Genomic DNA, 23,820 nt, shown 5'->3' with positions numbered 1-23,820 from the left:
CCTTGCGTTAACGCTAGAACCGTAAACGCAAGAAGTCCATGCATTAAGCTGGGTGTGTGAGTGAGGCAGAAATCCGCCGCCGCCCGGGAGGCCGCTCCGCCCGCGTGCGTGGCGCGGTCCTGGAGGCGGCCCTCCGGACCATGGGCGAGCGCGGCGTCGAGAACCTGAGCATGGGCGAGATCGCGGCACGGGCCGGCGTCCACGAGACAACCGTCTACCGGCGCTGGGGAACCCTGGAGAACCTCCTCGGCGACGCCCTGCTCAGCCACAGCGACCAGCAGTCGCCCACCCCCGACACCGGATCACTGCGCGGCGACCTGACCGCCTTCGCCACCGCAGTGGCGGCCTACCTGTCCAGCCCCCTCGGCCACGCCATCGCCCGGACCATGGCCGCGGCCCGCGACACCCCCGAACTCGGCCGCGCCCGTGCCGAGTTCATGCGCGCACGCCACGAACAGGTGGGCACGATGATCCAACGCGCGATCGCACGCGGCGAGATCCCCGACGCCACGGACCCCGCCTTCGCCCTCGAAGCCCTGGTCGCCCCCCTGCACTTCAGAGTGCTCACCACCCGCGAACCACTCGACCCCGACCTGCCCGAACGACTCGCCGACCTGGTCCTCGACGGAATCCGCGGCCCGGCCACGCCCCGTTCCTGACCCTCCAGGTCGCCAGGGATCGGGCCGACTGACCGTGTGGTCGAACCTCCGTGGTGGGCTCGGAACTTGGCCCTGTTGAATCACTCGGCCTGACCGCGACACGCATATCGGAGAAGACCCGCCGCACCTCGGCTTGGGTGTTGTTCTTGGTTGCGGGGCTGTGCGGCCTTCCACACAGCGGGGTGTGCGGCGGCTCGAGGAACGCGGTGGGATCGCGGTCGGCCCGGACGGTCGGCCACATGGGTGATCGGTCGGCTCAGGTCCGGGTTCCGACACGGGTCGCCGGTCAGCCGCGTGTGTCGAGCGGGACGTGCAGCGAGAGGTGCGCGGACAAGGCGCGCAGGAAGTCCGGGGCGCCGAAGACCGCGCCCGCGGAGGCGACGCCGGTAGTCCTGGTCCGGCCGGTGAGGATGCGGTCGACGGCCTCCACCGCGAGCGGCGCGCTGATGGCGTAGATGTCCTGACCGGTGGCCACCGCGCGGCGTTCCATGCCGCCGGAGCGGACGAGGACATCGACGACGAAGGTCTGCGCGGAGCGACCGCGCTCGTCGACGGCGGTCGGTGCCGAGGCGTCAGGAGCGGACAGGTCAGCAGGCGCCTTCGCGGTCATATACGTGCACACCTCCGGGACGGCCAGGTGGCTGGGAACGGTGACGACGTCGGCCATGGTGAACTCCCCGAATGACGCTCTGGGGCCCAGCGGGTCCGGGAAGGGCCACTTCAGGGTCGGCAGGGCGTCGTCGTGGTGCTCCAGTCGGCCGCCGGTGTAGCGGACACAGCGGCCACCCCGTCGCTGCCCCGAGACCGCGCCCGCGGCGAGCGTTCCGGCAGTGGGATGCCAACTACTCAGGGCCATTGCCGGGACCACCACGGTGCCTGCGGCACGGGCGCGCTGGGCGAAGTGCGCGAACGTGTCGAGGCGCGCCTCGATCTCGGCCGCCACGTCGGTGTACGGGACGCCGACGCGCAGCGCCCCCTCGAGCAGCGGGGCGGCGGTCGTGGCGAAGGGCCCGGCGCAGTTGATCACGGCGGCCGCGCCGTTCAACGCGCGGTCGAGCGAGGTCGGATCGTCGACCGCCGCCTGCCGCGCCTCGAGCCCCGGTTGGGCCCGCGCCAGCGCCAGCAGCTTGTCCTGGTCGCGACCGACGAGCGTCGGGACGTACCCGCGCTCGCGCAATTCCGCGACCACGAACCGCCCGGTGTGCCCGTAGGCCCTGTACACCGCCACGTTCCGACCCGGTTCCATGCCTGCTCCCGCGTGCTCGAAGTGATCCGCTGGGGAGATCCTGTTTCGTTCCCAGTGTCCGGAACGACATGACCCGCACGATTCCCGACATGAGTCGTGTCCCGCGCTCCGTCGCGATCGCCGCTACGGACGGGATGCTGCACTTCGAACTGGCCTTGGCCTACGAGGCCTTCGGCTCGGCACCGGCCGCCCTGCCAGGCCCCTGGTACGACGTCAGGGTGTGCGGCACGCAAGCCGTCCGGGTCGGCCGGTTCCTGCTGGAGCCGGACTGCGGGCTCGACCGGCTGGCACACGCCGCCACCGTGATCGTCCCCGCCCTGGCGGACGTCGGCGAGGACCCGCCGGGCGACTTGTCGAAGCGGTGCGCGTGGCCTACGAGTCGGGCGCACGGGTGGTCTCCCTGTGCACAGGCGTGTTCGTGCTCGCAGCCGCGGGCCTGCCGGACGGCTGCACGCGACCACGCACTGGCCCCACACCGAGGAACTGACCAAGCGCTACCCCCGAGTGAAGGTCGACCCGGACGTGCTCTACGTCGACAACGGCAACGTGCTCACGTCCGCGGGCAAGACCGCGGCGATGGACCTGTACCTGCATCTGGGCCGCCGTGACCACGGCTCGGCGGTCGCCAACGTGGTCGCCCGCCGCCTGGTCGTGCCGCCCCACCGAGCCGGTGGCCAGGCCCAGTTCGTCATCACACCGGTGCCTGCCCAGGACGGCCATCCCCTGACCGAGCTGCTTCCCTGGGTGATGCGGCGGCTGGGCCAGCCGCTCACCGTGGAGGACCTGGCCCGCCAGGCGAACATGAGCTCGCGTCACCTGGGCCACCACTTCCGCTCGGTCACCGGCACCACCCCGCTCCAGTGGCTGCTGACGCAGCGGATTCGGCGCGCGCAGGAGCTACTGGAAACTACGGACGACAGCGTCGACACCATCGCCTCGACCTCGGTCCTGGGCACGGCGACAAGACTGCGCCGTCACTTCCACCGCACGATCGGCGTACCGCCGGACACCTATCGCCGCACGTTCCGGGCGTGAGTCTGCGGCCCTCACGCGATCGAGCGATCAACCACCTGCCGTCAACCGTTCAAGGTGGCGCTCGACAGCCGCAGGCGGGTGGTACAGACAAGGCCGTCAGGGCCCTCGACGGACTCGTTGTTCTTCTTCACACCAAACTCAACTTCCGCCCGGGAAGCACCAGTTATGCCCACTCGTCCTTCGAGTCCAGCGGCTACGGGCGCACGGTGAACCTGCCGTCACCCCGCTTGTACAGCCAGCCGCGATCGGCCGACTTGGTCAACTTCCCGTGCAGCGGCTCCAGCTTGCCCCGCACCCCGGTGTCCAGACCCAACACCTCATCGTCGGCCCGAGTGGCGACCGGTCCGCCGTCCTGCCGCACGGCGGCCGGGATGCGCTGGTAGTCCGCCGACAGCGCGGACTCGGCCACCCCTGACGCCTGGTCCGGGACGAGCCGCACCGCCCGCCCCGCCACCTGCACCGCATTCCGGGGCCCATGATGCGCCGGAGCATACGAACGCAACCCGTGACGGCGGCTGGGAGACCGGAATCCCACACCTGCCGGACGATCTACGCCCCGGACTGCCGCTGACCGAGCAGCCCCGGCGTCAGGCCGTCCGGATCCGGTCCCGCACCTCCGGCCGTACCTCGAACCCGGCCGCCTTGTACGTGGCGACGCCACCGACATTGGAACTAGGCGTGCATACACGTACGCTCGACGAGCCCATCTCCCGCAGCGCGGCCGCCCCGGCCACGGTGATCGCCCGACCGTAGCCGCGACCACGATGGTCCTCGTGTACGCCCATCGGCTCGACCAGCCCCGGCTTCCCCGGGCCGGCCGACCACACCGTCACCACCGCCGCCACATTGCCCTGGTCGTCATAGGCGCCCAGGCAGCGGGCGTCTGAGCAGAACGGTCCCGCCGACATGGCGTGCACGTACTCGCGCGTAGGCCGCGAGGTGTTGAACGCCGACCGCAGGACGTCCGCGAAGTCCTGCGCCTGCTCCGGGCCGATCGACTTGATCCGCACGCCGAGGTCCTCCACCGGCTCGGTGAGGTCTCGGAAGAGCGGCGTCCACGGCTCGTCGACACCCCAGCCCTCCTTGCTCAGCAGGTCGTGGAGCAGCAGCCCCGGCGGCGCTTCGACGGACACCGCTCCTTCCGGCAGCACGCCGCGCTCAGGCAGCGAGAAGTCCTCGACGAGCCGCCGCGCCAAGCCCTCATCCCGGAAAGCGTCCGGAGCGACCGTCATCCGCACCACCATCGGCGAGTCCAACATCCCGACCGCGAGGATCCGCCCGCCCCGGCTCCAGGTTCGGACCGCCGCGGCCGTCTCGGCCGTTCCCAACCGGTAGTTCCAGCCGATGTCCCCCGAATGCAACTGCATCGGCGCTCCGTCGTACTGCCACTCCCGCAGCACGGCCATGGCCTCGCGCACCCCGTCGACAGTCGGCGTTCCCAGCACAGTCGTCATAGCCGGGATCAAACACTCCACCCCGAAGGTCCACAACCGATTAACCGGGTCGGGCCGCTACTCTCGCAGCGGCCCGGCCAAGAGCTTCTGCTCCCGCAACAGCCCAGCAGCTTCGGTGCCCCGCTCCACGCGGCGCGCGGTGATCCGCTCAGGCACCTCGGGGTCCATCATGCGCCAGAGCGTACGAGCGCAACCCGCGACGGCTGGCGAGACATCGCAGAACCCGCTCAGCCTGCTTGCGTGTGCCTTGCTTGCCTGCCTGGTGCTCATCGCCTACCTGAGCCGGTCCGTCAGCCCGCGCCTGACACTCGCGGGGGTTGGACCGCTCAGCCTGTTCCTCGCCCGTGGCGCCTGGCAGATCTTCCGCGCCCTGGCGAAGGGCTACCGTCGGGGCTTGGCCTCCCTGACTACGGCCGGCTTCAACCCGCCATGGTTGCCTTCTTCTTGTTGCTCTACGCCACAGACTGCGCGTGCCTGTAGGTACTTTGGCTCCCGAGGCCTTGTGACCATGAGGCGCGGTAGCTGTCACCGGATCGGGCACGCTGTCTGTCACTGACTGCGTCTCGGTCAGCAGGCGTCGCTCGAATGAGGGGCGGGGCGGTCGGATTCGAACCGACGTCCTCCGAGATGCCGTCGCGGCGCACTACCTCTGTGCTACGACCCCGCCTTGCTGGTGATCATAGTCCTCATCTGCGCTGACGGACAGAGGCAACCAATGCCGTAGCTCCGCGGCCACTCGCCGAACCCGCGCTGCGTGAACTGCCAGGGGGCCTTCGTGACTTGCCTGACGACTGGATGGTCCTCGGGCAGGCGCAGGGAGCGGCGCTGTTCGCGGCCCTTCAGGCGTTCGCGCAACCCGAGCTTCACCTGTGAGCACGATCAGCGGGTCGCTGTGGACGATCGCGGAGTGGGCCAGGGAAGCAAGTCCGCACGGCATGCAGCATCTGCTGTGCCGGGCCTCCTGGGATGCCGACGCCGTCCGTGATGACGTCGGCGAGTACGTCGTCGAGTACCTGCACGGTGTAGACGATCACCTGCCCGTCGGCATCCGGAGCCTGGCCGCCAGCCAACTCCCAGGCTTGTTCGCAGACTTCGGAACGCGCGGTGCGGATCGCGGTCAGCGCCTTCTCGCCCGAAGCGGCAAGGGTGTTGATCAGCTGGGACACCGTCGGATCGGAGGCGACCGGCCTTGGGGAAACGTACGCCGCACCGTCTTCGCCCGCGGACCTCCGTCGTCGCGGTGACCAACGGAGACCCGTCCTGCCCGTACGGGGTGGTAACTCCGCAGAGCAGTCCGGGAGGTTCCCAAAGGGACGTCTCTCGCGGAGAGCCACTCCACTCACAGGCCGCTCGCGCGCATCGGCTCCATGGTGGCGAACCTCGCGACTCCGCTGAGCAGGACCACGGTTCATGACTTCGTCTCCGGATGACTTCGGGCAGCGCGCGCCCCCGAACAGTTCCCCGTACGTCACGTCGCCGCGCCGGCTGCGCGTGACGCAGCGTGCGTTCCAGCGCAGACTCTCGTCGGCATGGCTCATCTGTTCCTGGGCGAACGCCAGGTGCTTGTCGAGTTGGCGCCTCCGGTGCAGCCAGACGTGGGCCCTCGAGCGCAATTCCCCCTGGGCCAGGCCGACGCCCATGTCGTGCAGCAAGCCCCCGACCGCGTGGGAGTCGGACTCGTCCACGTGCAGCAAGGGCAGCACCAGGGCGTTGACCGCGATGCCGACGGCCCCGCCGCCCAGCGTCTGGAACACAGGCGAGACCAGGTCACCCGTCGGCGGTACGGCGGGAGCCCACCAGGACCGTGAGCAGCGCGATGACCGTGATGGCTCCCGCGGTCGCGACCGAGCGGCACACCGTGTGCGCGTCGACCATGAGCAGGGCTGTGGCAACCGCGACGTAGGCGCGTCCGGCAGGAGCCGTCGGCCCCGCGAGGGTCCAGGCAAGCAGCATCGCTATCAGCGCCTTGACCCCGTAGAACAGCGGGCTGGGCCGCTGGTGACGGGGTTTACGCCCAGTGGTAAGCCAGTGACATCTCTCAGCACCGCCCAAACCGCCTCCCAATGCCGCGACGGGACCGTCGAGGCGCGACTCCAGAGGCGCGTGTCACGCAAAGGCGACATCGTGTGAGGAGGGAGGTACTGCTACGTCGAGGCGGGACAGTCATGAGGGAGCCGGGGATCAACTATGAGGCGGTGTTCCACGCCCTTCCCGGGGCGGTGGCCCTCCTGACCACGCAGCTGTTCTTCGCTGATGTCAACGAGGAATGGCTGCGCGCATTCGGTCGCAGCCGCGAGCACGTGATCGGCCACTACATGCCCGACGACTACGCTGAGTGGCCGGACCACCCCAACGCGGCTGCCGTGCGCAACATCGAGGCGTCACTGCACCGGGTCGCGGAGACCGGCAAGCCTGAGGCCATGGAGTTGCAGGGGTTCGAGCCGACGGGCACCGTGCCGCACGGGGTGGTGGACGCGCGCTACTGGAGCATGATCAACATTCCCGTCCTGGGCGCGGACGGGAGGGTTGCGCTGCTGCTTCACCGGGTGGAGGAGGTCACCGAACTCATCCAGGCCCGCGTCGTCGCGTTGAGCCTCCAGGATGCGATGCTGCCCGTCCCGCACCCGGCCGGACGCCACCCCGCGGCAGTGCGCTACCGGCCCGCCGTCGACATGCTGGAGGTGGGCGGCGACTGGTACGACTTGGTCGATCTGCCGAGCGACCGCCTCGGGATCGCCGTCGGTGACGTGGTCGGTCACGGACTGTCCGCGGCCAGTGTCATGGGGCAACTGCGCAGCGCCCTCAGCGCCGTCTCCCGCGCCGCCGACGGTCCCGCCCGAACCTTGGAGGTCCTGGAGCTGTACGCCCACTCTGTCCTCGGCGCCGAGAACACTACGGTGGTCAACGCGTTCGTCGACTGGAACACCCACGACATCACCTACAGCAGCGCCGGCCACCCGCCACCAGCCTTGCTGCGAAGCGACGGCACCGTGGAGTTCCTGGACCGGGCCACCAACCCACCACTCGGCGCCCGCCTCGAACACGGCCCCTGGCCGCAGGCCACCATGTCCTTCACCGAGGGCGGGTTCCTCGTCCTGTACACCGACGGTCTGGTCGAACGCCGACGCGAGGACATCGACACCGGGCTGGCCCGGCTCGCCCACTCCCTCGCCTGCCACCGCACAGCCGATGCCGACACCCTCGCCGATGCCCTGCTGGCCGACCTGTTCCCGCCGGGAGGCATCAGGGACGACACCGCCCTCGTCATCGTGCCATTGTGATCCGGCGGTTCGCGCATCGAGCGGGAGTGTCTGCTCAACGTCGAATCCGACGATCAAGAAGAAGTTCGGGCCCACCACCAGGACACCTGGGCGGTCTCGTCCAGCGGTTCGTCGCTCACCGAGATGACCGGGCGCTCCTCGATGCGCAAGGTGCCTGCGCCGTCGCAGGTCCGTCGGGTGGACCGGTGTCGCCTCGTAGAAGGGCCGCGCCGCGTTCGCGCGCCAGTCCACGAGCACAGGCAGGTCATCCTCCTCCGTATCGCAGTCCGATCCGCCCGATGCGCAAGGCCGTGCCATCCGTCCAGTCGATGCGCCCGAAGATCAGTCCCTTTTCGGCGCCTTCCAGTCGGCCGATTTCCTTGGTCAGTCGCTCGGCGACGATTTCTCTTTCGTATGCCTCACCGGCGCTGTCCGCCGGGGCCCCTTTCGAAAGAGCCCGACCAATGTCGTGAGCTGGGCGTTTTCCTGCGCAGCCGCAGGGCGCGAATCATCCCCGAGGACGTCGGCCTGTCGCATACAGGTCGGCGCCGTACGCCGGGACTACGCCGGGAGGAACTCGCTCTGCTCGCCGGGATCAGCGCCACCTGGTACACGTACCTTGAGCAAGGCCGGGACAACCGCGCCTCGGACCAGGTGCTCGACGCCCTCGCCTCGGTGCTGCGACTCGACCGGCATGAGCGCAGTCACCTCTTTCGGCTCTCTGGTCACACACCTGCGGCCGCCAATGAAGAACCCACGCCGCTCTCAGCCGAGATGGCGGCCGTCCCTCACCTGCTCCAGCCGCAGTGCGCGTACCTCATCGGCGGCAATTACGACGTGCTCAGCTGCAACCGGGCAGCCGAGGAGTTGTTCCCCCGACCTCGCCGCAGCAGCGAACTTCGCCCGCTGAGTGTCCCTCGAACCCGCGGCCCAAGACGTGCTGGTCGACTGGGAGTCGGAGGCGCAGGGCCTGCCCGCCCGCCTGCGGGCACTGGCCGGGCGCCACCCGGGCAACGCGGTACAAGGGGCTCATCGACGAGCTGACTACGGGATGCCCGGAAGTGCGAGCTTGGTGGCCGCGGTACGACGTGCGGGCCCGGCGTGGCGGGCGAAAACGGCTACGACGCCCGGGATTCGGGGTGACTGATTACGCGTACACCGCGTTTCACCTGGCTGAACAGCCCGATCAGACTCTGGTGATCTACTTCGACGACCGTACGTCCGGCAACTGAGGGATCGCCGCTCTGGCCCTGGATCCTCACCGAGCCACCCGGTTTCGAGGGGAACGGCCTTGCTCTACTCGCTCAGCCCCACGACGCCCCAGCCCCGTCGGGCGGCTTCGGTGAGGACGTGGCCCCACTCCGCCAACAGGTCTGTGAATGCGCCGAAGTTGCCGACACAACCTTCGGGAGCGGCGGCATGCTCGGCGAAGGCTCCTTGCATCCCGCCAAGGCGAGGCCGTACCCGCTCCCAGGTCGCGGCCAGTTCCCGCACACTGTCTGGTGACCGGGCGAGCAGCAACCCATAGCCACTGGGGTCGTCGCTGAAGAAGCCCGGATCCGTGTGCTCCGCCTCACCGTCCAGCCCGATCCAGATCAACCCGAGCAACAACGTGTCCAACTCGGCCCGCATCAGAGGATCAACATGGTCGCGGACGGATTCCCACCGCTGCCCCGCCCAGAAGTGCGGCTTGAACGAGCCACAGGTGCGCCGGAACTCGTATACGGCGAAGAAGGCGTTGTTGGGTCCCCGTGGCCACTCCCAGTCGCCCTCGACCGCCGGTGCGTCGAAATCCCACAACCCCGTCTCGTCGGCATACCAGGCGTTCCTCAGCCGCGGCAGCCGCTCCCGGGGCGGAACCTCCCCCAGCCAGGACCAGTCTGCGATCATCACCGTGATGTCCAACCCCATGGGAGTCACCGTACCGATCGCGATCGCGCCGCCTCCATGGGCGGCGGTCACCGGCGGCAACGTCGGTACCAGGCCCAGCCGCCCCGTGTTCGGCTTTCGCAACAAACAACAGGCCCTGGAGGCCTGCGGCTTCGAGCGGTTCCTGAGCCCGTCGGGACCGCGTGTCGGTAGCTGCTTGTACGGGTCACGCATAACTGATCAGTGGTGGGTGAGCACACGTCAGTGGGTCGAGGCGGCGGGTGCGGGGCTTCCGGCGCAGCGAGGTGTTCGGGGCATGGAGACACAGGTGGATCGTGGAGGACCCGCTCACCCCGGGGGAGCTTGCCGGACTCGAGGCTCAGACGGGCGCGCAACTGCCGGAGGAGTAGCGGGACTTCCTGTTCTGAGCCCGCACGCCCGAGCCCGGTCCGCCACCGCGACTACGGCACGTGGCTCGTCCGGTTCACCGGCCGGGTTCTCGTGGTCTGTCCAACGTGTGGTGGTCGCGCGCTCGTTGCGCCTCTGCCCGGCCTCACGGCGCCGGAGTACTCCAGCTCTCTGCTCTTCCAGCCCCGCCGCCTCGCCTGCGACAACTGCGGCGCGGTCGCCGACTGGACGGCCGAGGAGCGGGGTACCGGCCTGGTCGGTGCGGTGCCCGGCGGCACAGAAGATCCCTTCTTCCGGCGGCCGTTGTGGCTTCAGACCCGCTGTGCCGGACAGATTCTGTGGGCCTACAACGAGGAGCACATCGACGCCCTCGCCGCTTACGTGGGCGCGCGGCTGCGCGAGCGTCGTACTTCCACGACCATGGGCATGTTCGCCCGGCTGCCGGCCTGGATGAAGGCTGCTGAGCACCGTGACGAGGTGCTGGCCCGTCTGACAGCTCTCCGGGTCCTCTCCTGGCTCTCGGCCCCTGCGGACCGTTCCGACGCAGCCCACGAGCGCGGTGACCGTCCACGCCACCACCACAGCGTTCTCTTCCGCGGTGGCCCGTACTGAGTCGACGATCCGGTCCGCAGCCGACTTGGATACCCCAAGCGGTGGGGGTGGCGCGGCGCCAGGTTCGTCAGCCAGTAACGACGACGTCGGCTATTGATGTTGAGGCGTGATGGCCTGGGAGTTCAGCTGGTGGGTGATTTAACAGGTCATCGGACTGACGGGTACGAGTTCGGTGCTCGGTTTGCGGCGGGTGGGCCGCTGGGCGGCTCGGTCGGAGACCAGGCCGGCGAAGCAGCGGGCGGATCGCGCCGATGGCATCGGTGACGGCGGAGCGGCCGACTCCGTACAACTCGGCGAGCGCGGCATGCGGAGCTGAGTGCGCAGGTGGACCAGCGCGACCAGCACTCGGTCAGTGAACACCAGTTCGTGCTTGCGGCCAGCCCCAGCGGCACGGTGACGCTTTCCTCCCCGCCGCTGATGCAATGCCGATTCCCGCCGGGCCTACCACGGCCTGGCCAACTCCTCGACCAAACCGCCGAGATGTGCACGCGAGACGCCTGTGAAGGCAAGATGGGACAAAGCCGCACGGGCCCACTTCTTGGTCACACTCGAAGAACCCGTGCAGCCGTCGCACGTCACGGCCTGTGACCGCGCCCATGCTTGGCGGGCAGGACGGAACTTTCCCCCAGGAACGCCGAAACCGCCTCTGTGAACGCCTCCGGCGCTGCGTGGTGGATCAGGTGTCCAACCGGGATGGTGGCCACTCGCCCGCCAGGGATGCGGCGGGCGAGCTCGGCGACACCGGCCTGGGGAACATGACTGTGTGGGCCGCCGGCAAGCACGAGGGTCTCGGCGGTGATCTGGCCGAGTCGCTCCAGCCACCTGGGATCAGGCTGGTCGATCTGCCGCCTGACGGCCAGCACCATCTCCCAGTCGAAGGACAGGGCGCCGTCCGGCCTAGCCTGGGTGCTTGACTCCCGGGGACGAGGGACCGGCACATCCTCAAGGACGAGCCGACTCACCCGCTGCGGATGGTCCTCCGCGAGCAAGTAGGCCACGATCCCGCCCATGGAGTGCCCGATCAGATCCACTGGCCCAAGTCCCAGTTCGTCCAGGAACCGGAGCACATCGGCCTGCATGAGTTTGAGTGAGTAGTCCCCCGGCCAGTAGCTTCGGCCGTGACCGCGAAGATCGAGGGCATACACCCTTCGGCTCTCGGCGAGGGCGGGCACAACCGCCTCCCAGTCGGTGGCATCCTCGCCCAGCGCGTGCAACAGGACGAGCGGCGGAGCACCCGGAGGACCCGACATCTGATAGGCCAGCCGTACCTCGCCAACGTCGACCGAGCGTTGATCAACCATGTCCGGAGGTTATACGGACAGGTCGTGCCGGAGATTGGCGTTCACCAGCAGCCGAAACACCATCCCCAGCCAGCAACTCGGGTTTTCAGCCACACGATTCTGGCCCTGATCTTCAATAGCTGACAACGCCGTAAGCGGTGATCAGCGGGAGCCGGTCCGGCAGCGGCAGGCTCCACGGCCTTCCGTTGCGAACCGGGTCCGCGCCCTCGCGCCGTAGCGCGGTGACCGATTTGCCGAACTGGCGCAGGCTCAGACCGGTGAACGGGGCTGTCCTTGGCGGCTCGGGCGCCGTGATCACGCCGGTCACGGCGAGATCATTCAACTGCCGCCCATTCGTGGTGGCCTCCGTTCGATCTCATGGACGATGGTGGCCCGGGAAGCGGAAGTGTGGTTAGTGGAAAGGGGTTTGCACCCTGTGTGATCGATGTGATCGGCATGAAGGCTGACTCGCCAGAGGTACCGAAGATGATCGACGTCGTATTGAAGTTGCCATCCCGTGATTTGGTACACGCGGACCTGGCGTCGTGCAGGTGGGCAGAGTCTGATCAACCATCTGGTCGGCGTCGCCAAGCAGTTGGAACGCGTCCGGGTCGGCGAGGTCGACTACCTTGCGGTCTGCCTGCCCTGTAACAGACGTCCCTGTGGCGAAGGGTGGCGTCGACTATCAGGTCAAGAAGGGGGTCGTCACTCTGTGGCAACTGGCAGTCCACCCCGCATTGCAGTCCTGCGGGATCGGCATGTTCCTTGTCAAAGCCGCAGAACTGCCGATCAGGAACCGCGGTCTGCGGCAGGCCACGCTCGGTGTGGAGGAGAGCAACCCCCGGGCACGGGCGCTGTACGAAAGGCTGGGTTATGTCGCGTATGGCCGTCGACCCGGATTCGTGGGACGAGCAAGCCCCTGATGGATCATTGCGCCGCCACGAAACGATGTGCACCTTGATGCGGAAGGAACTTGCGTAGGCTCGTGGTCACGAGATGCCCATCACCAACCACTGAGTCGTTTCCAACCTGCTGACGAACCGGTCGGGGTGAGGCATTCTGGGGTGCTGAATGACGAAGCGTGGGCCGCCTCGTCACAAGTCCCGGAGCACGGGTGTTCTGAGCACGTCCGCCAACCCGGCCCACTCGAAGAGGCAGACGGCCAGCACGGGTTGATCCGTAGGGTCCAGCAACTCCCACTGATTGCTGAATGAGCGGAATCCGATCTCCTCTCCCCGCTCGACAAGACGGAGGCTGAACGCGCGCGGCACGATCCGGACATCGATCGTGGGCCCTTCGTACATGACCGATCGGCGGGAGCGCCGCAGCGCGGACCTGCCGGTGAAACGGAGCGCTTCCCCGTCCACCTCGCCCTCGAACCCCTGCCGGATCCGCCACCGCAACAACAGCGGGTCCGCCACGAGCCGATGGACCTTGAGCGTGGCTTCTCCATCCCGCAGTGACACCGTCCAGCTCTCCACCGCATCGGCGTGGTCCTCCGGGCGGGTCCGTGGGCCGCGTTCCCGGATCAGGGTCACCTCACCGCGGGGAGTACTGCACCTCGCGTAGACCTTGGCAGCGGTTGCCGGGTTCTTCCAGTCTGCGAACGGGATTCCTCGATGTACCTGAAAGTTCCCCATCTACGCCCCCCAGCGGGTCACTTCTTGCATCCGGTCACGCCAGTATCACTGGCATCGCCACAGAACGTCGTCCTCGCGTACGGGTACGTGGAGGAATGCGAGGCAGCGCGAGTTCAGGTCGTTGATCGCCGGTGACGGAAACGAGAAGAGGGCGGCGGACCGGGAGTGTTGCGAGCCTCGGCGCGGGGTGCGGCACCCAGCCCGTTCGGCCCCGGCCCCGGCCCCGGCCCCCGACAACTGTCTCGTCGAAGAGAACTCTAGTACTCCAGCCGTAGGTCGTGATCTTGCGGGCAGGGCTGGGATCGGACGACCGGATCGATATCGGATCGCGTGAGGTGGTCGCCCGCTGGCACGCTGCTCCCATGGATCACGCAGAAGTACTGCTCATCGGAGGACGAGCTGGTGTCGGCAAGACGACGGTGGGTTGGGAGGTTTCGGCGTTACTGCGCTCCGAGGCGGTCGCTCACGCCATCATCGATGGTGACTTCATGGGGCAGGTGCATCCGGCTCCAGAGGGCGACCCTCACCGCGCGGAGATCACCGAGATCAATCTGACTGCCGTGTGGGCGAACTTTGCCCAGCGCGGCTACCGGCGCCTGATCTATACGAACACCATGAGTGTACTGCCGGAGGCGACAGGCATGTTCGAGCGTGCCTTGGGGGCCGGAGTGGGGATCGTACGGGTCCTGCTCACCGCCTCCGATGCCACTGCCCGCGAGCGGCTGGTGAGACGAGAACTCGGCTCAGAGTTCGAGCAGGAGCTGGAAGGAAGTGTCCGCAAGGCACGGCTCCTGGACCAGCGGGCCCCCGCGGAGACCGAGCGAGTGGCGACGGACGGACGGCTCGTCGTTGACATCGCGCGGGAGGTAGTGGCCGCCACCGGTTGGGCTCGACCTCATTTCGCTCGCAGATCATGATCGTTGATGGGCTGGTCCGTGTGTGAAGACAGAAGATCAGTCGGTGGCCGCAGGTCACAGCGTAGATCCAGCTCGTTGGCAGGACATGCTCGAGTCCCTGATGGGCCGCATCGCGCCACGGTTCGCACGCGTGGAACCACGGCGCCGGGCACGGGAGTTCGTTCTTGGCCTGTTGTCGGACCTGCCGCGCAAGAACCGAGCATGCCGGGAACGCGACCCCGGACGGCTTGCAGCATTTGCTGTCCAGGGCCAGGTGGGATGCCGATGCGGTCCGCGACGATCTGCGCGGCTTCGTCATCGAGCATCTGCAGGACGACGAGGCGGTGCTGGTCGTCGATGAGACCGGCGATCTCAAGAAGGGCACCGCCACGGTCGGGGTCCGGCGCCAGTACACCGGCACCGCCGGACGCATCGAGAACAGCCAGGTCGCCGTCTGTCTCGCCTACTCCACCCCGCGCGGCCACGCGGCGATCGACCGGGAACTGTATGTTCCGCGCTCTTGGGCCCAGGACACGGCCCGCTGCCAAGCCGCCGGGATACCCGAGACCGTGCGCTTCGCCACGAAACCCGCACTCGCCGCTCGTATGGTCGGTCGCGCCCTGGACGCCGGCGTATTGGTGTCCTGGGTGGCAGGCGACGAGGTCTACAGGAGCAACCCGCACCTGCGGGCCGCGCTGGAGCACCGGCAACTCGGCTACGTCCTCGCTGTCGCCCGCGACCACCAGATCACCACCCGCGCGGGCAAAATCCGCGCCGACACCCTGGTCGAGAGGCCCCCGAAGCGGGCCTGGCAGAAGCTTTGAGGGCGTGCTGGTCCTGGTCGTCGCGACCGACTGCAGCCGAGGTCTGGGAGACCGCTACCCCATGCCGGTCCCTCGCTGACACCGCCCCCCACTCCCCCGCTGCGACGGCACCGGGCAGGGGCATTGTGCGGTCTGCGGGGTGCGCTCGGTGACGTGGGCGCGGGCGCGCCGGAACTCATGTTGCTGACCGCCAGGACGTCCCCGTAGCGCTTGGTCAGTCGGTTGACTTCGATCAACGCCGTTCAGGCTGACGGACGCCCCCGGGGGGCATACCCGGTGGTCGAACGCCGGGCAGTACGGGCGAGACGGTCATGCTGGTCGTAGCGGTAGTGGAGGTTGCGGCGCTGCCCGTCGTATGGGGCAGCGCGCGTTCGCGACTGGTGGCCGAACTCGCTACGGGCGCGGTAGGAACACGTATGGCCACTGCTCGTTGCGGAGCTAGCGGCGGCGCGTGGGTGGCTTGCCGGTGGTCGGGAGTGGTCCGGCCATCTTGAGCGTGCTCAGCACGGGCGCGGTCTCCAGGGTGCGGATCGCCTTCAAGGTGCCCAGGCGTTCGGTGAGGTAGCGGTGCAGCGCCGCCGGGTCTTGGCACAGGGCATGGGCGGTGAGGTTGTGGGGGCCGGTGACGGCGGCCACGTAGGCCAACTCAGGGTGCCGGGCCAGGGTACGGGCGACCCGGTCGAGGTGGGCGGGGGCGACGGACATCCACAGGAGCGCCTGTGTGGTGATGCCCAGCAGGGTGGAGTCGAGTTCGACGTCGAAGAAGAGTTGGCCGTCAGCATTTCAGCCGCCCAGAGTGGAGGTGGCTCGACGGCGGCACGCACTCTCGGGTGCATGTCGTACTCCACCACCCAGCCTCCACGGCGACGCTGGGCCGCACTCGCCGTGCTGCTGGTCGCCGAAGCCATGAACCTCCTCGACGCCACCGTCATGACCGTCGCCGCCCCTGTGATCCGCGCCGGTCTGGGCGGCCCCGCCTCCAGCATCCAGTGGTTCAGCGCCGCGTACACCCTGCCGTTCGCCGCCTTCCTGATCACCGGCGGGCGGCTGGGTGACATCGTCGGCCGACGACGGGTGTTCCGCCTCGGCATGATCGGCTTCGTTCTGGCCTCGCTGGGCTGCGCGTTCGCGCCGTCGACGGCGGTGCTGATCGCGCTGCGGGCGGTACAGGGTGCGGCGGCGGCGCTGATCATCCCGCAGACCCTCGGCATGATCCGTGCCCTGTTCACCGGCCCTGAACTGGCGCGGGCATGGGCACCATAGGTCCGGTCATGGGGCTTGCCGCGGTCACCGGCCCGGTGGTCGGCGGTGCGCTGACCCACGCGGATGTGCTCGGTTCCTCCTGGCGCGCGGTCTTCCTCATCAACGTCCCTCTCGGCGCGGCCGTGTTGGCGCTCACGCCGTTGCTGCGGGAGGACCGTGCCGTGCCCCGGCCTCGGCTGGACCACACCGGTACGGCGCTGGCGGCCCTGGGCAGCGGCCTGCTCGTCTATCCGCTCATCCAGGGCGGTGCATATGGCTGGCCAGGCTGGTGCTGGGTCATGCTCTCCGCCGGCGGCGCGGTACTGGCGGGTTTCGCCGCACAGCAACGGCGGCGGGCCCACGGCGGTCACAGCCCGCTCATCGAGCCGGGCCTGTTCGTCGACCGCGGCTTCACCGCCGCACTGGTGTCCAGCGTGCTGTTCTTCGCGGTGGTGGGTGGCCTGATGCTGGTGGCTGTGCTGCACATACAACTGGGCCTGCACCGCGACGTCCTCTCGGCCGGCTTCACGCTGCTGCCCTGGTCCGCGGCGATGGCGCTGTCGTCCTGGGCCGCCGGTGCCTGGCTCGTACCCCGCTACGGGGCCCGGGTCATGGGCGTCGGGCTGCTGGCCCTGCTCACCGGAGTCGTATCGGCCGCCGCCGTGTACGCCACCAGCCCGCCTGCCTCCTTCCCCTGGCTGCTCCTGCCCGCGCTGGCCGTGGCCGGGATCGGTCAAGGCCTGTACGCCGTACCGTTCTTCACCACCGCCCTGCACCGAGTCCGCCCGCACGAGACGGGCTCCGCCGCGGGCCTGCTCAACGCGGTGCAGCAACTCGGTGGCACTCTCGGCGTCGCCCTGCTCGGCAGCATCTTCTTGCATGCTGCCGAACCCAGCGACGCCGCCCCGGCCGCTGCCGTACTCACCGGCGCCCGCAACGCCTTCTGCCTCGCGGCCACACTCATCCTCGCCACTGCGGTGACCACGGCCATGATGCTCCCGCGACGCCCGTCGCCCACGAGCCCGGATGAACCCCGCGCTGCCGATGTCACGGCCAGGCGACAGCATGGGACCAGAGAGTCGTAACTCCACCAGGCCCTTGCCCCGTTGACGCGTATCCGCGCACGCCCCAACACCGAGCGCCCGCGCCGCGACGAACGGCTCCTGAAGGCCCGGCTCGTCGGCAACAGCACTGCGCCTGCTCCAGTCCGCGCCGGTGCATGTCTTCTCTGACGGCGGGGCGGGGTAACGGCGTCGCACAGTGAAGACGCGCTCCACTTCGTCGTGCCGCGTGTGCAGGTCCCAGTAGAGGGGGGCGATGTCCTCGGCCGAGGCCGCCGGTGCTCCGGGCGGGCCGTCCGTGCCGATCCACGCGCCGATGGCGACGTGTGCGGCCTAGACGCCGGTGTCGGCCAGTTCCTTGTGCAGGCTGAACACCCAGTTACGCAGCGCGGCTTGGGCGGCGTTGAGGTTGCCGAGCATCGGAGTGGGGTCGACCGAGCCGGCGCCGTTGGTGTAGAGCAGGGTGCCCGCGCGGGCCTCGCGCATTGCGGGCAGCACGGTCCGGGTGGCGGCGAGGGCCCCGTAGAGCAGGAAGTCCATCGCCCATTGCACATCGGACGGGTTGGTCTCGGACGGAGCGGTGAGCAGCGTGGATTCGAGGCTCCTGGCCGGGGAGTACTTCAGAACGTCGATGCCGCCGAAGCGGGTTGCGGCGTCCTTGAGCGCATGAGTGAGTGCGTCGGGGTCGAGTACGTCCGCGGGGAACGCGGCGGCGGTGATGCCTTCGGCGACGAGGCGGCCGACCAGGTCGTCGAGCCGGTCGCGGTTGCGGGCGATGAGTGCGACGTCGAAGCCGTGGGAGCCGAAGGTACGGGCGATGGCCAGGCCCATACCGGGGCCTGCTCCGACGATGGCGATACTGGGCACTGTGAGTCCTTTGCTGGGAGTCCTGTTGGGGAAGGGGTGGTTCAGGCGACGGTGAGTGCGATCTCACCGAGGGTGCCGAAGCCGGTCGAGGGAGGCGGGGTGCGCGCCGTTGTCGGTGCGCTCACCGCCCGTAGTCGTCAACGAAGTGGTTGTCGTGTGCTGCGTGAAGCCCGCTCAACTCCCGCTCGTTCACGGTGGCGAGCTGCGCGAAGTACTCCTCCCGCGGTACGCCTGGCGAGAGTGCCATCAGGAGGGTGGCAGGTTCCGCGCGCTCCTTCCGGAGCGCGTGGATGTCACCCGCCGCAGCGTGCGCGGTGTCGCCGGGCCGTAGTGTTCGCCAGACCCGCCCGTCGAAGTAGGCGACTTCACCTTCTTCGACGATGAAGGTCTCGCTGAACGTCGTGTGAAAGTGCGGAGCGGGTCCCCGGCTGGACGGCGCCATGCGCCATCGGTAGATGCTCACGGTCCCGCTGGTCTGCGCCGGACCCGCGAGGACTTCGATGGTCGATCCACTCGCGCCCAGCCGGATCGTTCGCGTCTGTTGGGCTCGCTCAGGTTCCTTGGAGAACCCGGCAATCGACTCTGTGTCGGTCATGGCCCGAGTCTCGGGGATTCGCCGCGACGCTCGCACTCACTTCGGCGGTGGCCTAACAATAGGGCGATGATTCGCTACCGACTGGGCGCTGGTGCCGCGAGTGTGCGGTGGGCGATGTCGCCGATCCACGAAGTGGTCAGTCTTGCCCGGCTCTTGACGGAACCGCAGCGTCACCCGTTGTTCCACCCGTGGCTGCGCCGTCGCCGTGGTCTCTCGCTCCCGGACCTGGGGGCGCTCACGGTCTTCATGGCCGATGGCGCGTATCGACCCGACTTCCTTGACCCATCGCCGATGTCCAGTGAGCCGACGTTCGAGGAAGGCGTGGATGCCCTTCTCGCCGCGCCGACGGACGAGACGTACGCCGCGTCGGCCGCCCTGGCTGCGGACACCCCGGCCCATCGAGAATGACGCACTAGGGTCGGCAAGGAAGGCAGAATCTCCCGGTCCCGGCTCTGGTGGCCACCAGAGCCGGGGTGCCCGGCGCGGGCTCTCTCTTCCTATGGCAAGGCCTGACAGCGGAGATCCCGGCGCTGACTGATCGGGATGCCCTGAAGGCAATGGGCCTCACCGACTTCTCGGGCCTCGACGGCAAGCCGTAGCCCGTGGATCCGGCCGCCCTGTACCGCTTCATCGCCGCCTATGACCGCTGCGGTACCGGTATCCGCGCCGCCGCCGACGACGCCGGGGCTGGGGCCGGGGCCGGAGCGGAGGCCGGGTCGGTCGGGAAGTCCCACACAGTTGGACTTGTCCGATTCCAACGACCCGTTGATCGCGGTGACACAGAACTCGAAATTCCAGTAACCGGGAAACAGGAAGGCGATCGTCCTGCTGGTGGTGTCGGTGACGTATTCGTCGGAGGTGAACGGGCCGCCGTCCAGGAGGTTGCGGACCCAGACGCGGTAACCGGCCGCGTTGTGTGACCCCTGCCAGTTCAGGTCGACTGTGGTCGCGTCGACACTGCGGATCTCCAGGTCCTCGGGCGCGGGTGGCGTAGGGGCGCCGACGGTGACGGATCTGCCGACGGTGGGGACGCCGCCGCCTGCCTTGTTCCAGGTGGACACCGCGACCAAGTAGTGGTGACCGGGAATCAGGTCATCGACGACTACGGACTCGCCCCGGACACCGGTGCTTTGGAGGAACGCTCCCGGGGTGTCCTTGTCCCACACGATGACTTCGTACCGGTCGATCGTGTCTGTGTAGGGGCCCTTCGCGGCGTACCAGGACACACGGATGCCCTTGGGGGTGGGGAGGGTGACGAATATCTCCGGTCCCGGAGCGGTCTTCGGATGGGCGACCGCGTTGACCGTGGCGGACCACGGTGACTCGGTGTCGCCGTCGTCGACGCGGACCTGGTACTCCCACTGCTCGCCGTCGACCGTCCAGATCTCGTCGAACCGAGAGGCCGGGGCGCGTGTCTGGCTCCATGTGTCCGTGCCGACGCGCCGGTGGCGGACGTCGTAGCCGCGCGCGCCGTAGACCTTGTCCCAGGTCACCTTGATCCCGCCCGGCGTGGTCTCGGCGCGGAGGCCCGAGATGGGGGACGTGTGCCGTGCCGGGATGGTGGCGGGGATGTCGGGCACGAAGTATCCGATGCCGTACTGCTGGCTCAGTGTGTGTTCGTAGGCCCGTGCGATCTGGAACTCCCCTTCGGCGTTGGGGTGGAGTCCGTCATAGGCGGCCGGGCACGAGTCGGGGTGGCAGTCGTAGGAAGCCGCCCAGTCGACCAGCTTCACCGAGGAGGTGAGGGAGTCCCATGTGGGGATGGCCTCCTTCAACATGTCGTTGTACGAGGCGGTCTTGACGGGCAGATCCTCCCGGCCGCCGATGAGGGAGCGCTGGGGAACGTTGGCCAGGGCGAAGTCGATATCGGGCTTCGCCCCACGGGCCTCGTCGACCAGCGTCTTCATGCTGTCCAGCGTGCCCTCGGCATCGCTGACGAACCACCCCAGGTCGTTGAACCCCAGCCCGACCAGGAGCATGTCCGGCTGGTACTCGGACACCATCGCCCGGATCAGCTTCTTGTCCTCGTCCGCCTGGCGCCCCCAGACCGCGAAGTGATCGGTGTCAAAGCTCTCGGAGGCGTCGGTCGCATAGCCACCCCAGGTGTCGGGTTCCTCCGCGCCGGGCATCTGGTCGTCCGCCGGAAGCGGAGGAGGCTTGGGGGCGGAGGGAGCCGCCTGACTCCTGGTTCCTACGTAGGGGCCGACGAAGTCGACGTCGATGTGCTGGTTCTTGAACCACTCCCACAGCCTGTAGCGCCAGGTCCAGTCGCCCTCGTAGCCCTGTGACATCGAATCACCGACCACCATGACCTTGAGCGGCTGGTCGGACCCGCCGACACCGCGGGAGAGTCGTTGCAGGTTCTCGATGACCTTCGGCCACATGGCGATGACGCGGTCGCTCATGAAGGTGAGCGGGGAGCCCCAGTTGCCCAGCCGGGCGGCGGTGTTGCGCAGGGTCTGCTGAAGGTTCGCGACCATCTGGCCGCCGCCGGCGGAAGCCCACTCCAGGAGCTGCCCGCCGAAGGCCCCTGCGACCGCGGCCCAGACCGCGACGGCCAACGCCTCCGCCCAGACATCGCCGTCACCGAGCGACCTCTTGTCGAACGCGGCGTTCATCAGCTCGCCGACGAGTGCGCCGAAGCCTCCGCCCACGGCCCCGCACACCGGAGCGGCGGCAGGTGCCCCGACGTTGAAGGCGAGCAGGCAGCCGGCTGTCACAGCGAGCCCCACGGCCCAACTGACGCCTGCGGCGATGAACTTCTGCCACCAGTTCGCCGTGTTGCTGATCTCGCCCATCGGGATCACCATGACGAGGCTGTCGTCGACGGCATGCAGATGCCCGTCGAAGTCCAGCGATCCAGGCTGCGGCGGATAGATGCCCACGCCGGAGGTCTGGGCGCGGTTGACAAGCCACTCACCGAGGTCCGGGCTCTCGTTGCCGTCGGTGACCTGCTGGGCGATCAGTTCACGTACTTGGTCACGGCGTTCGGGGACATTGAAGTGGAACTCCACGACCAGGTCGGTGTCCCTGTCCGCCAGCGGGCGCAGGTCGCCCGCGTCACGGGCGCAGCCCATGCTGACGGTCAGGTCGGCCGGGTCATGTGCGAAGGGCGTGGTGACTGCGGAGCACGCGTCGGCAGTCGCTGCGGGAGATTGGTCCGCCAGGGCGGGGTCGGCCACCGCCACCGTCACGGTCAGCGCCAGGGCGATCACGACGGTCACGATGTGACGGATCGCTAAAGGTATGCCTTGGGGACTGCTTCTTGTCTTTGGTGCCGTTCTCAACACGCGCATGCAGTAGCACTTTCCTTGTGTTGCAGGTAGCCCCCGCAGAACGCCGCCGTCAGCCCCGCGGGGTGCCCTGGGCAGCCGGAGTGTAGCCACCTGACGGACAGGGAACGGGCGAGAGTGGGAGGCGGATCCAGCCACCTGTCGCGGAGAACCCTGCCGCCTGTCATGACAGGACTGAGATGGACGCGTCGCGCGAATGCGACGTAACGTCGCGATATGGCTGATCCGACCGACATGGCTGCTTCGATCACCACCCCGTCACCCGACGACGCCTTCTGGGCCGATGCCGAGCGGCACCTGGTCCGTTACGGCGGTAGTTTCACCCACGAGATCATCGACCGCGCCGCCGGCAGTTTCGTGTTCACCGCGGAAGGCCGGAAGATCCTCGACTTCACCTCGGGCCAGATGAGCGCGATCCTCGGCCATTCGCACCCGGCGATCGTCGAAACCGTCCAGCGGCAGGTCGCGACCCTCGATCACCTGTACAGCGGCATGCTCAGCCGCCCGGTGGTGGATCTGGCACGGCGCCTGGCCGACACCTTGCCCGCGCCGCTGGAGAAGGTGCTGTTGCTGACGACGGGAGCCGAGTCGAACGAAGCCGCCATCCGGATGGCCAAGCTCGTCACCGGCAGGCATGAAATCGTCTCGTTCGCCCGGTCCTGGCACGGCATGACGCAGGCCGCCGCGTCCGCCACCTACAGCGCCGGCCGCAAGGGCTACGGCCCCGGTGCCCCCGGCAACTTCGCCATCCCCGTGCCGAACGCCTACCGGCCCGACTTCACCACGGCCGACGGCTCATTGGACTGGCGGCGCCAGTTGGACTTCGCCTTCGACCTGATCGACGCCCAGTCGACCGGAAGCCTGGCCGCGTGCCTCGTCGAACCGATTCTCAGCTCCGGCGGCGTCATCGAGCCGCCGACCGGGTATTGCGCGGCGCTGCGGGACAAGTGCCGAGAACGCGGCATGCTGCTGATCCTCGACGAGGCCCAGACCGGCCTGTGCCGCACCGGGACCTGGTACGCCTTCGAGTGCGACGGCGTCGTCCCCGACATCCTCACCCTGTCCAAGACCCTTGGTGCCGGTCTGCCCCTCGCGGCCGTGGTCACCAGCGCCGAGATCGAGTACGAGGCGCACGAGCGCGGTTTCCTGTTCTTCACCACGCATGTCGCCGACCCGCTGGTGGCCGCAGTCGGCAACACCGTCCTCGACGTCCTGATCGCTGACCGGCTCGACGAACGCGCGCGGTCGCTCGGAGAGTTGCTCCGCGGCGGCCTGATGGACATCGCCCAACGTCACGCGGTCGTCGGCGACGTACGCGGCCGAGGCCTGCTGGCCGGGCTCGAACTCGTCATCGACCGCGAGACCAAGCAGAGCTCGGACGAGCTGGGCACAGGGGTCACCCGCCGCTGCCTCGAACTCGGCCTGCACATGAACATCGTCCAACTCCCCGGCATGGGAGGGGTGTTCCGGATCGCACCGCCGCTGACCGCCACCGAGGACGAGCTGTCTCTCGGCCTGACGATCCTCGACCAGGCGATCGGCGACACCTGCGCCGCCCTCTGACCCCCCAGTCGGCACC

Annotated in this window: 19 protein-coding genes, 1 tRNA gene and 8 pseudogenes; 13 read left to right on the top strand and 15 right to left on the bottom strand. The window is 68.5% G+C overall.

Annotated features, from left to right (window positions below):
- Positions 1-56 precede the first annotated feature (56 nt).
- Positions 57-659, top strand: a complete 603-nt coding sequence (locus ACZ60T_RS28560; RefSeq protein ID WP_469668484.1) for a TetR/AcrR family transcriptional regulator — start codon at positions 57-59, stop codon at positions 657-659.
- A 286-nt stretch (positions 660-945) separates the two neighbouring features.
- Here ACZ60T_RS28560 and ACZ60T_RS28555 read toward each other — a convergent pair whose 3' ends face one another.
- On the bottom strand, positions 946-1,905 hold the full coding sequence (locus ACZ60T_RS28555) for a saccharopine dehydrogenase NADP-binding domain-containing protein (protein ID WP_469668482.1): 960 nt from the start codon (positions 1,903-1,905) through the stop codon (positions 946-948).
- A gap of 89 nt (positions 1,906-1,994) precedes the next feature.
- Here ACZ60T_RS28555 and ACZ60T_RS28550 point away from each other — a divergent pair.
- A pseudogene (locus ACZ60T_RS28550) lies at positions 1,995-2,940 on the top strand (helix-turn-helix domain-containing protein).
- A 193-nt stretch (positions 2,941-3,133) separates the two neighbouring features.
- Here ACZ60T_RS28550 and ACZ60T_RS28545 read toward each other — a convergent pair.
- The 3 genes from ACZ60T_RS28545 to ACZ60T_RS28535 form a co-directional block, all read right to left on the bottom strand.
- Complete coding sequence (locus ACZ60T_RS28545) at positions 3,134-3,400, bottom strand: hypothetical protein (protein WP_469668481.1); 267 nt, start codon at positions 3,398-3,400, stop codon at positions 3,134-3,136.
- Between the two features lie 127 nt (positions 3,401-3,527).
- Positions 3,528-4,394 (bottom strand): GNAT family N-acetyltransferase, encoded by an 867-nt coding sequence (locus ACZ60T_RS28540; RefSeq protein WP_469668479.1) that lies wholly within the window; start codon positions 4,392-4,394, stop codon positions 3,528-3,530.
- A 591-nt stretch (positions 4,395-4,985) separates the two neighbouring features.
- Positions 4,986-5,060 (bottom strand) — tRNA-Pro (locus ACZ60T_RS28535).
- A 227-nt stretch (positions 5,061-5,287) separates the two neighbouring features.
- Between ACZ60T_RS28535 and ACZ60T_RS28530 the strand changes: the two are divergent.
- Positions 5,288-5,410, top strand: a pseudogene (locus ACZ60T_RS28530) (IS701 family transposase); the annotation flags it as partial.
- Positions 5,411-5,419: 9 nt separating this feature from the next.
- Here ACZ60T_RS28530 and ACZ60T_RS28525 read toward each other — a convergent pair.
- A pseudogene (locus tag ACZ60T_RS28525) lies at positions 5,420-5,581 on the bottom strand (IS1380 family transposase); the annotation flags it as partial.
- A 580-nt stretch (positions 5,582-6,161) separates the two neighbouring features.
- A complete protein-coding gene (locus tag ACZ60T_RS28520) occupies positions 6,162-6,347 on the bottom strand; it encodes a hypothetical protein (protein ID WP_469668478.1) in 186 nt (61 codons plus the stop codon).
- Positions 6,348-6,559: 212 nt separating this feature from the next.
- Here ACZ60T_RS28520 and ACZ60T_RS28515 point away from each other — a divergent pair, with 212 nt between their 5' ends.
- Positions 6,560-7,675: a PP2C family protein-serine/threonine phosphatase gene (locus tag ACZ60T_RS28515; protein ID WP_469668477.1), complete on the top strand. Its 1,116-nt coding sequence runs from the start codon at positions 6,560-6,562 to the stop codon at positions 7,673-7,675.
- An 89-nt stretch (positions 7,676-7,764) separates the two neighbouring features.
- On the opposite strand, the pseudogene ACZ60T_RS28510 reads toward ACZ60T_RS28515, so the two are convergent.
- Positions 7,765-8,120 (bottom strand): annotated as a pseudogene (locus ACZ60T_RS28510) (ATP-dependent DNA helicase); the annotation flags it as partial.
- Here ACZ60T_RS28510 and ACZ60T_RS28505 point away from each other — a divergent pair.
- A pseudogene (locus tag ACZ60T_RS28505) lies at positions 8,069-8,886 on the top strand (helix-turn-helix transcriptional regulator). The pseudogenes ACZ60T_RS28510 and ACZ60T_RS28505 sit on opposite strands and share 52 nt — an antisense overlap.
- 64 nt (positions 8,887-8,950) lie before the next feature.
- On the opposite strand, the gene ACZ60T_RS28500 reads toward ACZ60T_RS28505, so the two are convergent.
- A complete protein-coding gene (locus ACZ60T_RS28500; RefSeq protein WP_469668636.1) occupies positions 8,951-9,565 on the bottom strand; it encodes a hypothetical protein in 615 nt (204 codons plus the stop codon).
- A 459-nt stretch (positions 9,566-10,024) separates the two neighbouring features.
- On the opposite strand from ACZ60T_RS28500, the gene ACZ60T_RS28495 reads away from it, so the two are divergent.
- Positions 10,025-10,543, top strand: a complete 519-nt coding sequence (locus tag ACZ60T_RS28495; protein WP_469668476.1) for a hypothetical protein — start codon at positions 10,025-10,027, stop codon at positions 10,541-10,543.
- A 575-nt stretch (positions 10,544-11,118) separates the two neighbouring features.
- On the opposite strand, the gene ACZ60T_RS28490 is transcribed toward ACZ60T_RS28495, so the two are convergent.
- A complete protein-coding gene (locus ACZ60T_RS28490; RefSeq protein WP_469668475.1) occupies positions 11,119-11,844 on the bottom strand; it encodes an alpha/beta fold hydrolase in 726 nt (241 codons plus the stop codon).
- A gap of 130 nt (positions 11,845-11,974) precedes the next feature.
- Positions 11,975-12,151: pseudogene (locus ACZ60T_RS28485) on the bottom strand (IS5/IS1182 family transposase); the annotation flags it as partial.
- A gap of 158 nt (positions 12,152-12,309) precedes the next feature.
- Between ACZ60T_RS28485 and ACZ60T_RS28480 the strand changes: the two are divergent.
- Positions 12,310-12,804 (top strand): annotated as a pseudogene (locus ACZ60T_RS28480) (GNAT family N-acetyltransferase).
- Between the two features lie 113 nt (positions 12,805-12,917).
- Here ACZ60T_RS28480 and ACZ60T_RS28475 read toward each other — a convergent pair.
- Entirely contained in the window at positions 12,918-13,463 is a 546-nt protein-coding gene (locus ACZ60T_RS28475) for a hypothetical protein (RefSeq protein ID WP_469668474.1), read from the bottom strand.
- Between the two features lie 362 nt (positions 13,464-13,825).
- Between ACZ60T_RS28475 and ACZ60T_RS28470 the strand changes: the two genes are divergently transcribed.
- The gene (locus tag ACZ60T_RS28470; RefSeq protein WP_469668473.1) at positions 13,826-14,380 is read left to right on the top strand and encodes an AAA family ATPase; all 555 of its coding nucleotides are present in this window, start codon (positions 13,826-13,828) and stop codon (positions 14,378-14,380) included.
- Between the two features lie 100 nt (positions 14,381-14,480).
- Positions 14,481-15,180, top strand: a pseudogene (locus ACZ60T_RS28465) (IS701 family transposase); the annotation flags it as partial.
- 441 nt (positions 15,181-15,621) lie between these two features.
- Here the strand turns inward: ACZ60T_RS28465 and ACZ60T_RS28460 are convergent.
- Entirely contained in the window at positions 15,622-15,888 is a 267-nt protein-coding gene (locus tag ACZ60T_RS28460) for an Lrp/AsnC ligand binding domain-containing protein (protein WP_469668472.1), read from the bottom strand.
- A 129-nt stretch (positions 15,889-16,017) separates the two neighbouring features.
- Between ACZ60T_RS28460 and ACZ60T_RS28455 the strand changes: the two genes are divergently transcribed.
- Both ACZ60T_RS28455 and ACZ60T_RS28450 read left to right on the top strand, forming a co-directional pair.
- Complete coding sequence (locus ACZ60T_RS28455; RefSeq protein WP_469668471.1) at positions 16,018-16,446, top strand: MFS transporter; 429 nt, start codon at positions 16,018-16,020, stop codon at positions 16,444-16,446.
- Positions 16,434-17,510, top strand: a complete 1,077-nt coding sequence (locus tag ACZ60T_RS28450) for an MFS transporter (protein WP_469668469.1) — start codon at positions 16,434-16,436, stop codon at positions 17,508-17,510. The genes ACZ60T_RS28455 and ACZ60T_RS28450 overlap by 13 nt, the downstream gene beginning before the upstream one ends.
- A 309-nt stretch (positions 17,511-17,819) precedes the next feature.
- On the opposite strand, the gene ACZ60T_RS28445 is transcribed toward ACZ60T_RS28450, so the two are convergent.
- On the bottom strand, positions 17,820-18,353 hold the full coding sequence (locus ACZ60T_RS28445; RefSeq protein WP_469668468.1) for an SDR family NAD(P)-dependent oxidoreductase: 534 nt from the start codon (positions 18,351-18,353) through the stop codon (positions 17,820-17,822).
- A gap of 121 nt (positions 18,354-18,474) precedes the next feature.
- Positions 18,475-18,948, bottom strand: coding sequence for a cupin domain-containing protein (locus tag ACZ60T_RS28440; RefSeq protein ID WP_469668467.1), 474 nt, complete (start codon positions 18,946-18,948; stop codon positions 18,475-18,477).
- 114 nt (positions 18,949-19,062) lie between these two features.
- Between ACZ60T_RS28440 and ACZ60T_RS28435 the strand changes: the two genes are divergently transcribed.
- On the top strand, positions 19,063-19,356 hold the full coding sequence (locus ACZ60T_RS28435) for a hypothetical protein (protein WP_469668466.1): 294 nt from the start codon (positions 19,063-19,065) through the stop codon (positions 19,354-19,356).
- Positions 19,357-19,445: 89 nt separating this feature from the next.
- On the opposite strand, the gene ACZ60T_RS28430 is transcribed toward ACZ60T_RS28435, so the two are convergent.
- Complete coding sequence (locus tag ACZ60T_RS28430; protein ID WP_469668465.1) at positions 19,446-22,172, bottom strand: fibronectin type III domain-containing protein; 2,727 nt, start codon at positions 22,170-22,172, stop codon at positions 19,446-19,448.
- Positions 22,173-22,475: 303 nt separating this feature from the next.
- On the opposite strand from ACZ60T_RS28430, the gene ACZ60T_RS28425 reads away from it, so the two are divergent.
- Positions 22,476-23,804 carry an aspartate aminotransferase family protein gene (locus tag ACZ60T_RS28425; protein WP_469668635.1) on the top strand — a complete coding sequence of 443 codons (1,329 nt, stop codon included), beginning with the start codon at positions 22,476-22,478 and terminating at the stop codon, positions 23,802-23,804.
- The last annotated feature ends 16 nt before the right edge of the window (positions 23,805-23,820 follow it).

This window comes from Streptomyces sp. NPDC104371 (assembly GCF_055583785.1).
The sequence above is the reverse complement of the archived record's forward strand: the minus strand, read 5'-3'. Positions and strand labels throughout refer to the sequence as shown.